Annotated in this window: 10 protein-coding genes; 4 read left to right on the top strand and 6 right to left on the bottom strand. The window is 69.5% G+C overall.

Going from position 1 to position 10,238, the window contains the following annotated elements; genetic code table 11:
- The coding region (locus G406_RS0122165; protein WP_037077940.1) for an HNH endonuclease signature motif containing protein at positions 1–501 on the top strand (501 nt) is incomplete at its 5' end.
- Between the two features lie 7 nt (positions 502–508).
- On the opposite strand, the gene G406_RS57865 is transcribed toward G406_RS0122165, so the two are convergent.
- Complete coding sequence (locus G406_RS57865; RefSeq protein WP_037077937.1) at positions 509–1,003, bottom strand: nuclear transport factor 2 family protein; 495 nt, start codon at positions 1,001–1,003, stop codon at positions 509–511.
- A 2-nt stretch (positions 1,004–1,005) separates the two neighbouring features.
- Complete coding sequence (locus G406_RS0122155; protein ID WP_037077926.1) at positions 1,006–1,566, bottom strand: TetR/AcrR family transcriptional regulator; 561 nt, start codon at positions 1,564–1,566, stop codon at positions 1,006–1,008.
- Positions 1,567–1,657: 91 nt separating this feature from the next.
- On the opposite strand from G406_RS0122155, the gene G406_RS0122150 reads away from it, so the two are divergent.
- Positions 1,658–2,758 carry an oxidoreductase gene (locus tag G406_RS0122150; protein ID WP_245607189.1) on the top strand — a complete coding sequence of 367 codons (1,101 nt, stop codon included), beginning with the start codon at positions 1,658–1,660 and terminating at the stop codon, positions 2,756–2,758.
- A gap of 170 nt (positions 2,759–2,928) precedes the next feature.
- Here the strand turns inward: G406_RS0122150 and bla are convergent, their stop codons facing one another.
- Positions 2,929–3,855, bottom strand: a complete 927-nt coding sequence (gene bla, locus G406_RS0122145) for a class A beta-lactamase (protein ID WP_028935475.1) — start codon at positions 3,853–3,855, stop codon at positions 2,929–2,931.
- Positions 3,856–3,936: 81 nt separating this feature from the next.
- On the opposite strand from bla, the gene G406_RS0122140 reads away from it, so the two are divergent.
- Positions 3,937–4,836: a LysR family transcriptional regulator gene (locus G406_RS0122140; RefSeq protein ID WP_028935474.1), complete on the top strand. Its 900-nt coding sequence runs from the start codon at positions 3,937–3,939 to the stop codon at positions 4,834–4,836.
- The gene (locus tag G406_RS0122135; protein WP_028935473.1) at positions 4,833–5,753 is read left to right on the top strand and encodes a serine hydrolase; all 921 of its coding nucleotides are present in this window, start codon (positions 4,833–4,835) and stop codon (positions 5,751–5,753) included. Before G406_RS0122140 ends, G406_RS0122135 begins: the two co-directional genes overlap by 4 nt.
- 46 nt (positions 5,754–5,799) lie before the next feature.
- Here the strand turns inward: G406_RS0122135 and G406_RS0122130 are convergent, their stop codons facing one another.
- The 3 genes from G406_RS0122130 to G406_RS0122120 are packed head-to-tail and all read right to left on the bottom strand — an operon-like array spanning position 5,800 to position 10,150.
- Entirely contained in the window at positions 5,800–7,422 is a 1,623-nt protein-coding gene (locus tag G406_RS0122130) for a PEP-utilizing enzyme (protein WP_037077924.1), read from the bottom strand.
- A complete protein-coding gene (locus G406_RS0122125) occupies positions 7,422–8,765 on the bottom strand; it encodes a cytochrome P450 (protein ID WP_028935471.1) in 1,344 nt (447 codons plus the stop codon). The genes G406_RS0122130 and G406_RS0122125 overlap by 1 nt, the downstream gene beginning before the upstream one ends.
- Positions 8,765–10,150, bottom strand: coding sequence for an aromatic ring-hydroxylating oxygenase subunit alpha (locus G406_RS0122120; RefSeq protein WP_028935470.1), 1,386 nt, complete (start codon positions 10,148–10,150; stop codon positions 8,765–8,767). The genes G406_RS0122125 and G406_RS0122120 overlap by 1 nt, the downstream gene beginning before the upstream one ends.
- Between the last annotated feature and the right edge of the window lie 88 nt (positions 10,151–10,238).

Genomic DNA, 10,238 nt, shown 5'->3' with positions numbered 1-10,238 from the left:
GAAGGCCGACTGCCCGCTGAAGGCGGAGTCCGGCCTCATGTCACGGTCATCATGACCGAACACGACCTACAGCAGAAAGCACGCGGCGCACAGCTGGAGTTCGGCGGCAAAGCCCCCGCCTCCTACCTACGCGCCATGCTCTGCGACTGCGGGATCACCCCTGTCGTACTCGGCGGCAAAAGCCTCCCCATCGACGTCGGATACGAATCCCGCACCGCGCCCACCGGGCTACGTAAAGCGCTCTCCGTCCGCGACCGGGGCTGCGCACACCCCGGCTGCACCCGGCCACCGCACTGGTGCCAGATCCACCACGTCATCGAATGGAGCGCCGGCGGCCGGACCGACCTCGACAACTGCATGCTCCTGTGCAAACAACACCACCGCATGATCCACACCAGCGGATGGACCGTCACCATCCGAGACGGATGGCCCGAATTCATCCCACCCAAATGGCTCGACCCCACCCAAACAGCGAGACGAAGACCCACGCGCGTGTACTGATCCGAAATCAGAGCTGGTAGCTCAGGTCGTCCCGGTCCCTGCGCCCGAGGGCGAAGGTGGCGCGAACCTGCTCGGGGAACTGCTGGTCGACCGGGCGAATCTCGTCCCAGTCCAGCAGCACCGTGCGGTGCGCAACCTTCCACTCGCCGTCACGACATTCGAACCGGTCCGCGTATCGACCGCTGAGAACGTGCATCTGCCTCGGCTGCGCCACCACGTGGTAGGCGATGAAGTACGTCTCCACGGCAGCCGTCGCCCCCGCCAGCTCGATGTGCGAGTTGCCAAGGAGGTGCGTGGTCGACACGTAGACCTGACGCAGCATCGGCACGACCCATGCGGCGAACTCGTACCCGCCCCCCTGGTAGAGGCCGTGGTTGTCGTAGGAGTCCCGGTGGAACGCCGAGCGGATCAGGTCCTCGTCGAGCCGGTCGATACCCCGGCAGTAGCGGGCCATGGCGGCCCTGATGTCGCGTTCGGCCAGCAACGTCGCAAGCTCGGACATGATCACCTTTCGTCGGCACTCAGGGCGGTGGCGCGCAGGCCGTCCATCGCGATCCGCGCGGCCCGCCGCCAGCCGTGCGGAGCCATCGGGATCAGCTGGCCGAGGGCCATCAGCAGCATCCAGATGTCCTCGGTGGTCGCGTCGGCACGAAGCGTTCCGTTGCTGCGCGCGGCCTCGACGAGCTCCGCGAGCAGCGCCCGCACGTCGGTGTCGCAGCACACGGCCCGGCTCTCGATGCTCGGCGGTGTGTAGCAGTCCACGAGGCCGCGGTCGCGCGCGTGTCGTTCGAGTGAGGCCTCGATGAAGCCGCACAGGTCCGGCCACGGGTCGCCGGTCCTCGCCGCTCGGGCCGCGCTGACCCATTCCGCCACGGAATGGGTCAGCGTCGCATCGAGCAGCGCCTGCTTCGTCGGGAAGTGCCGGTAGAGCGTGCCCATCCCGACTCCGGCGCACCGGGCGATCTCGCGGACGTCGATCTCGGCGCCGTGTTCGGCGATGAGCGTGGTGGCCGCGCTCAACAGCCGCTCACGGTTGAGGACCGCGTCCTTGCGTGAGGCTGGCATCACCTCAGCATAGCGGAGCAAGCGCTCCGCTACCGTGCTAGCTTCGCTGGAGCGGAGCATTTGCTCCGCTTACTCACCGAAGGAGCATCCGTTGACCGAGAACTCCGACATCGACCAGCTGTCGCGCTCCGGGCTGTTCACACCGTTCACTCACGGGTCGCTCCGACTGCGCAACAGGTTCGCCATGGCACCCATGACCCGTGTGAAATCCCCGGGCGGGACGCCGACGGCCGAGGGCGCCGCCTACTACCGGGCCCGCGCGGCCGCCGAGGTCGGTCTGATCATCACCGAGGGCATCTACATCGACCATCCCGAGGTCGGCCGCGACACCGACCAGGAGACCTCCGTCCCCCGGCTGAGCGGCGAGGCGCGCGTGGCCGGCTGGCGCACCGTCGTGGACGCGGTCCACGCCGAGGGCTCGGCGATCCTCGCGCAGATCTGGCACACCGGCGCTCACGGGCTGACCATGGAACCGACCCCCGACATGACCGCGGTCGGACCCTCGACCATCGCCCCGGGCGAGGGCAGCTGGGCCATGCGCGGGCTGACCCTCGACGAGCTCGGCGACATCACGCGTGCCTACGCCGACGCGGCGCGCAACGCACAGCTCGCGGGCTTCGACGGTGTCGAGATCCACGGTGCCCACGGCTATCTGCTCGACCAGTTCCTCTGGCACCGGGTCAACCGGCGGACCGACGGCTACGGCGGCTCGCTCGGCGCCAACGCCCGGTTCCCCGCCGAGGTGGTCGCCGCGGTCCGGGCGGCGACCGGGCCCGACTTCACGATCGGCTTCCGCTTCTCGCAGTGGAAGGCCGAGGACTACACCGCCACGCTCGCGCGCAACCCGGGTGAGCTCGCCGAGCTGCTGACCCCGCTGGTCGACGCCGGTGTCGACATCATGCACGCCTCCACCCGCCGCTTCTGGACACCTGCCTTCCCCGACCAGCCCGGCGAGGACGGCGGCCGCGGCCTGGCCGGCTGGACGAAGAAGCTCACCGGTCTGCCCACGGTCACGGTCGGCTCCGTCGGTCTGGCCACGACCATGCAGGGCGATCCACACCCCGACTCCGACGACTGGGCCGACGAACTGCGCCGCCGGTTCGACCGTGAGGAGTTCGACGTGGTCGCGCTCGGCCGCACCGTCCTCACCGACCCGGCCTGGCTGCGGACGGCCGGCATCACCACCGGGTGAGAGTCCCGGATCCGCCTCACTGCTGAGAGCCGGTGGTCGGTGAGCGAGCGGGCGTCGGACCGCGGGACGCGGAACAGGAGCTGGGCTGCTCGCCTGCCAGGTTGAGCCGACCGCTTCCGCTCGATCGAATGGCAATCCTTCCTGACCGCCATCCGGGCGGGCGAGTTCCGCTAGCCCTCGGGCGCGAGCGTCTGCTGGAGCAGGCGGGTCGCCTCGACGATCAGGTTCTCGTCGATCGCGGTGTCCTTGCCGGCGTCGTGGGTGGTCATGACCGACAGCACGAGCGGGGTTCCCTTCGAGGTCCACACGATGCCGATGTCGTTGGCCGTGCCGTAGTCGCCGGTGCCGGTCTTGTCGCCGATCACCCAGTCCGTGGGTAGCCCGGCGCGGAAGCGTTTGCCGCTGGTCGCGGTGGTCTTCAGCCACATCGTCAGCAGGTCGCGGTCGCCAGGGTCGAGTGCGTCGCCGAGGACGAGCCGCTGGTAGGAACGGCCGATCGCCTCCGGCGTCGTGGTGTCGCGCAGGTCGCCGGGAATCGACGAGCTCATGTCCGGCTCGATCCGGTCCAGCCGCGTGTGCTCGTCACCGATCGAGCGCATGAACGTGGTGAGCGCGGGCGGGCCGCCGGTCTCGCGTAGCAGCAGGTTGCAGGCCGCGTTGTCGCTGTAGATGATCGCCGCCGCGCAGAGATCGCGGACCGCCATGCCGGCGCCCACGAAGTTCTCGGTGACCGGCGACGCCGCCGTCAGCTCGGCCCTGGTGTACGGGATCACGCGGGCGAGGAACTCCCCGGCGCGGTCGTGGTCGCGCAGCACGTGGGCGGCGAGCAGGCCCTTGAGCACGGAGCACAGTGCGAACCGTTCGCCGCCGCGGTACGCGACGGTCTCGCCGGTGCGCGTGTTCTGCCCGTAGACACCCAGTCGCGCGCCGTGCCGTCGCTCCAGGTCCTGGAATCTGCCGGCCATGTCAGCCGGCGGGCGGGGCGACGGCGGAGGTGGTGGAGGCGGAGCCGCGTTCGCGCATCCGGCGGTCGTGAGTAGTCCGGTCGCCGAGACGACGAGACCGGCTTTCAGCAGTGAGCGGCGGGAGGTGGACATGCGGAGAGGCAATCAGGCGACCTCAACTCATGTCCAATAGGCGACATTGAACGTCCTATGTATTCCTGATATGAGTTGCGAGTGGACCTGATCCTGCACCTCGAGACGTTCGCCGCCGTCGCGGACGAGAACAGCTTCTCGCGGGCGGCCGACGAGCTGGGCATCGCGCAGCCACTGCTCAGCCGCCGGATCCGGACGCTGGAGGAGTCGCTCGGCGGCGAGCTGTTCGACCGGTCGAGGCGGCAGATCGAGATCACCGCGTTCGGCACACTGCTGTTGCCGCACGCGCGGGACCTGGTGCGCCGGGCGGAGCAGCTGCGCGCGGTCGCGCAGTCGGCGCTGGCGTCCACCGTTCGGGTGCTCGGCGTGCCACCCGACTGCGATCCGGCCGCGCTCGCCCACGTCATCCGTGCCGCCGCCGAACACGGCCTGGTGGTCAGCATTCGTGAGCTGGCCGCGCAGGCCCGCGACGCCGCCCTCGCGGACGGGACGCTCACCCTCGCTCTCGTCCGGGCGGCACCGGACACGGCGGCACTGGAGGTCCCGCTCGGGCTGGCCTCGGCCGAGCCGCTGGGGCGCTCCGTCCATCTGGAGAACCTGCGTCCCCGACGCCGCGCCGCCCGGGTCGACGAGCCGCCCCTGCTGGTCATGCCCGAGGACGACCTCCCCCAGGTCGTCGCTGCGCTGCGCCGCGCCGCGGCCAGGGCGGGGCTCCCGGAAGGTCGGGTACTGGTCTCGTCCTCGACGGCGACCGCGCTCGCCGAGACGATCGCCGGGACCGGGTTCCTGCTGTGTCCCGAACAGCTCGCGCGGCGCCACCAGCTGGCCTGGGCCCCGCTGACGGCAGGTGCGCCACCGAGGCGTTATCAGCTCGAACCGGACGGTTTCGGCTGGTTGCTCGGCCCACTCGCGGCCGCGGTCGGCGCCCCACCGCCCCGCGACGCCGAGGACCTCAGCACCCGGCTGGCGGTGCGCGGATGACACCGAACTACCTGGCGAGCGCGCCGGAGCTGTTCACCGTCGCCGAGACGATCGCCGCCGACTGGGCACGGCTCGGGGTCCGGGGCCATCTGCTCGCCCGGCACCTGGAGACCGGCGACCAGCTCGGGTTCGATGTGCACACGCCGGTGCCGCTCGCGTCGGTGGCGAAGGTCCCGATCGCGCTGGCCGTGCTCGACCGCATCGCGGCCGGCGATCTGGACCCGGGTCTGCAGATCACGATCGCTCCCGAGGGCAAGAGCTTCGGCCCCACCGGCATCGCCGCGTACCGCTATCCGACGACGGTGGCCGTCGCCGACCTCGTCCATCAGATGCTGTCGGTGAGCGACAACGCCTCGGCCGACACGCTCGTCGACCTGCTCGGCGTCGACGGCATCCAGCGCAGCCTGCGCGACTGGGGGTGTCCCGGCATCCGGTTCCGGCACCGGATGCACCGGATGTACGAGTGCGCGGTCGGCGTGGCAGGCACCGATTTCGGCCTGGCGCTGGACCTGGCCATCCAGTCGGACGCCTCGGGTCATCACGTGATCGAGACGCTCGACCCCGAGCACAGCAACGTCGCCAGCGCGGCCGCGCTGGTCGAGCTGCTGGAGCGCATCTGGCTCGACGACATCTCGGTACCAGGGGCGACCGCCGAGCTGCGCAGGCTGATGGGTCTACAGGTGTTCACCAACCGTCTGTCCAGCGACCTGCGCACCGACACGGTCAGGGTGAGCGGGAAGACCGGCACCTTCCTCAACCTCCGCCACGAGATCGGTGTCGTGACCGCCGACTCGGGCGACCGGGTGGCGATCGCCGCACTCACCCGATCGACCCGGCGGGCGACCGTGACCCACGACGTCGACCTGGCCATCGGCGCGGCCGCACGTACCGCGTTCGAGGCCCTCCGCGGCCCCTGACGAGCTGGTCGGAGCAGGCGGGTCGGCGTTCCAGGTGGCGGACGGCTCAGGCCTCCGCCGGCACCTGCGCGTCCGCGACCGGTTTCAGGATCTCCACCGTCCCGGCGTTGCCGTCGACCCTGATCAGGTCGCCGGTGCGCAGCTTGCGGCTGCCGTCCCGAGTGTTGACCACACACGGTATGCCCAGCTCACGGGCCACCACCGCGGCGTGCGACAGCGCGCCGCCGATGTCCACGACCAGCGCCGATGAGATGAACATGATCGACGACCAGCTCGGGTCGGTCGTCGAGGCGACCAGGATCTCGTCCGACTCGACGTCCTCGAAGTCCGGATCGGTGACCACCCTGGCGAGGCCCTCGACCACGCCCGCGCTCACACCGACGCCGGTGATCGAGCGGACACGTTCGCTGCTGTCGTTCAGCGGTTCCAGCAGGATCGGCTCGGGGGTCCCGACCCAGTGTTCGGGCAGCCGCATCGTCAGGTACTCGGCGTGCCGGCCCCGGCGCAGCGTCACGACCTCCTGGATGTCCGCCGTCGGGCCGCCGAGCAGCTCGGTGTCGGTCAGGAAGAACACGTCGCCGGGGTCGGCCAGCACGCCCTGGTCGGTGAGCAGGTCTCCGGCCCGCCGGGCCGTCGCCCGCACCACGTCGAAGGCCTGCAGGAACGCCGTCTTCGACACACCGCGCAGCGGGATGCTGACCTCGGCCCGGCGCAGCAGCAGCTTGACCGCGGGCCGCTGGACCGACGGGACGGCGTCCAGGAGCTCCTTCTCCAGCCGCAGCCGTTCGTCGCGCCGGGCGGCGTCGCGCAGGCGTGGGTCGGCGTCGTCGGGGCGGTTGGCGTAGTCGTTGACCAGGCGGCGCAGCGGGCTGTCGTCCTCGCGCCATACCCGGCCGGACAGCTCGCCCTCGGACGGGCCGTGGAACCCGTGCTTGCGCACGACCTCGGCCAGCTCGATCTCACCGCGCGAGGTGCGCCACAGGTCGGCGACGACCTCGGTCTCCGGGACGCCGCCGTAGCCGCTGGCCAGCGACGTCGGGTCACCGACGCCGGTTTTCTGAGTGAGCTTCGTCAGCGCGTCGTACATCGGCTGCACGGCGCAGAACAGTGCGAGTGACTGAAGGTAGACGCACCGTTTGAACCTCGCGGTGGCCTCGGAGAAGACCCGCAACGACTCGGCGAGGTCCATCGACGCGGCACCGCCGGTCTGCGCCGGCCACAGCCGCTCGCTCTCCGCGCGGGCCGCGTGCAGCCGCTTCGCGATACGCGCCATCTGGTACGGCACCGCCGCCGCGACGACCGGATAGCGCCTCTTCGTCGGCCGGTAGTCGATCGTCTCCGGCGCCTCGCCGTACACGCCGGTCGCCACCTGCTGGCCGGTCGTGCCGGGCATGCGGTCACCGAGGCGGGCCAGCAGCTCGACCGACAGCGCGCCTCTGCCGTAGAACACCTGGCACAGCTGACGACCTTTCGGCGGCAGCTGCGACTCGGCGTGGCTGAACGCGCCCATGTCGCGCATGCTCAGCCGCATGCCCTCCTCGATCGTCGTGCCCCACAGACTCCAGCTCAGCGGGGTCTGAACGCCGGGCACCGCCTCACCGATGTTGCCGGTCGTCCAGTGCAGTCCGGGGTCGCTCGGGTCGTTGAGGACGTCCCAGCTGTCGGTCATCACGAGCCTCCGAGCGCGGCTTGCGCCGCTTTCTCCGGGTCCACGGCGGGCAGGACCGTCGCAGGATCCCACCGGACCGGCAAGCTGTCGAAGCCGTGCACCAGGAAGATCGGGTTCCGCGTCGGCTTCCTGTCCGGGTGCAGCTCCAGGGTCGGGATGCGGCGCAGCAGCGTGCCGATCGCCAGCTTGAGCTCCTGACGGGCCAGTGCGGCGCCCAGGCAGGAATGCACACCCGCACCGAAGGCGACGTGTTTACGCAGCTCGGAGCGCTCGCGGTCGATCTTGAACCGCTTGGGGTCCTCGAACGCGTCCTCGTCCATGTTCGCCGAGGCGTACACCGGGCGGATCTTCTGCCCGGCCTTGAACGTGTGCCCGGCGAACTCCATGTCGGTCGCGGTGGTCCGGCACGTTCCCTCGATCGGTGCCATGTAACGCAGGATCTCCTCGACCGCGGTGCCGATCAGCGCCGGGTTCTCCTCCAGCTTGCGCCGCTCGTCCGGATTGGTACACAACAGGTAGATGCCGTTGGCCATGGACGTCGCGCTCGACTCGATGCCGGCGCCGAGGAACTGCGACAGCGCGACGACGGCCTCCTCGGGACTGAAGTGCGAGCCGTTGTCGTCGGTCGAGGTCAGCACGTGGGTGACCGCGTCGTGCAGGTCCTCGCCCTCGGCAAGGCGCCGCGCCCGGTCAGGCCCCACCTCGGCGAGGAACTCGCCCATCTTGCCGAGCGCCCACAGGCCCTTCTGGTAGGCGTCGTCGTCACCGCCGAACGTGGAGATGATGGCGAAGCCCCACTCCAGGATCTCCGGTGCACGCTCGACCGGCAGGCCGATCAGGTGCGCGATCATGCCGCTGGTCACCGGCAGGGTGAAGTCGCTGACCAGGTCGATCTCACCCTTGTCGGCGAATCCGTCGATCAGCTCGTCGATGCGGGTCTGCAGCATCGGCGCGAGCGGCGCGATGTTCTTCGGGGAGAACGCGGGCAGGCAGATCTTGCGGCTGCGCCGGTGCGCGTCGCCGTCCGACCAGACCAGCATGCCGGTGCCCTCGACCGGCTTCATCCGCTCCGGTCCCGCGCCCTCGATGGACAGGAACCGGTCCGGGTTCTGCAGGATCTCGACGACGTCGGCGTGCTTCATGAACGAGTACAGGTCGGTGACCGGCCCGTTGACGTACGGGTTGTCGTTCAGCTCGGCCAGCTCGTCGCCGGAGAACTTGTGGTGGTGCACCGGGCACTTCGCACGCAGCTGCTCGAAGTGCTGCTCGATGTTCTGCTTGACCTCCGGAGAACGCGGGTCATAGTCGGCCGGGTCGTAGGTGTCCGCGTCGACGATGCTCATCAGGCCTCCAGGTACCGGTCGAGAATGTGGGCGAAGTGCCGGATCCGGGACTCCTGGTACGCCGAGAACGTCACGTCCTTCTTGCTCGCGCGCAGCCCACGCTGCACCCGGGACAGGTTGGCCATGTCCTGGTTGAGGATCGCGCCGAGCGGCCCCAGCTCGGGCGCGGTCGTCCAGTCCGGCGAGTCCGAACCCGGCGCCGCGTCCAGCCAGTGCACAGCCGCGGTCGGCGGGTCGATGCCCTCCGGACACATCCCCATGAGCATGACGTCGACGATGCAGGCCTGGTGGTTGTCGCCGTCCGGGCGGAAGCGGTAGACGATCGGGAAGCCGTCACCCGCCCACGGGATGAAGTTCGGGAACAGCGCGTACTCGATCGCGTCGATCAACTCGGTGTTGGACATCTTGCTCATGTCCACGCCGTAGAGCTTGGTGAACTCGGTGCGGTGGATCTCCGAGGCGACGTCCCGCGCGGTCTTGCCCTCCGGGATCTCGGTGGGCTCGTTGCTGCCGAGGAACTCCGCGTAGGTCTCGACGATCTCCTCGTCGTCGACGCTGTCGCCGAGGCTCGGACTGGGCACCGCGATGAGCGTGACCATGCGGTTGCTGTGCTGGTCGAACACGTCGTACTGGGTGTTGTGGTCGCCGGTGATGCTGACGATCTGCGGGTGCGTGATGAACACGTGGTAGCTCTCGATGAAGGCCTCCATCGTGGCCTTCCAGTTCGCCGGCACCCTGGCCTGCACGTGCGCGGCCTTGAACCGGCTCTTCAGCGGCATCTGCTCGAAGTGCGCGGGCAGGATCTGGCCGAGGTATTCCGGCAGGGTGCCGGAGTCCGGGTCGAGGTTGATGAACACCCAGCCGTCCCAGGTGTCGACCTTCACCTCGGGCAGTGACATCGTCGACTTGTCGAGCTGCGGGAAGTCCCACTGGCACGGCAGGTTGCGCATCGTGCCGTCGAGGTTCCACGACCAGCCGTGGAACGGGCAGCTGAAGCTCTGCACGCTCTGCTTGCCCCGGATCAGCTGGGTGCCCCGGTGCAGGCAGCTGTTGACGTAGGCCTTGAACTCGGTCGGACCGGTGCGCACCACGATGATCGACTCGTCGACGATCTCGTAGTTGATCGAGTCGCCGACGTTCGGGATGTCCTCCTCCCGGCACGCCATCTGCCAGACCTTGCTCCACATCTTCGCCACTTCGCGGTCGTGGTAGGCCTTGTCGAGGTAACGCTCCTTGGGCAGGTCCGCGACGCCGAAGTCGGCGGCGGACTCGATCAGCAGTGCGCTCGGAACGACCTGCCGTTCGGCCTCGGCGCCGAGGACCTCCTGGACCGTCGGCCCGGTCGACCGAGCCTGCGTGCTGGGAGGTGTGTCGAACGTCGTCATGGGCGGGAGCCTCCATCCTGTGGTGCGGCGCACAGTACGCTACGACCCAGCCAACAAGGTAGCAAGTACTTGCTACCGAACGAGCGCA

The sequence above is a fragment of the Actinospineispora spinosispora DSM 44797 genome (assembly GCF_000429025.1).
GTDB classification, from domain to species: domain Bacteria; phylum Actinomycetota; class Actinomycetes; order Mycobacteriales; family Pseudonocardiaceae; genus Pseudonocardia; species Pseudonocardia spinosispora.
The sequence above is the reverse complement of the archived record's forward strand: the minus strand, read 5'-3'. Positions and strand labels throughout refer to the sequence as shown.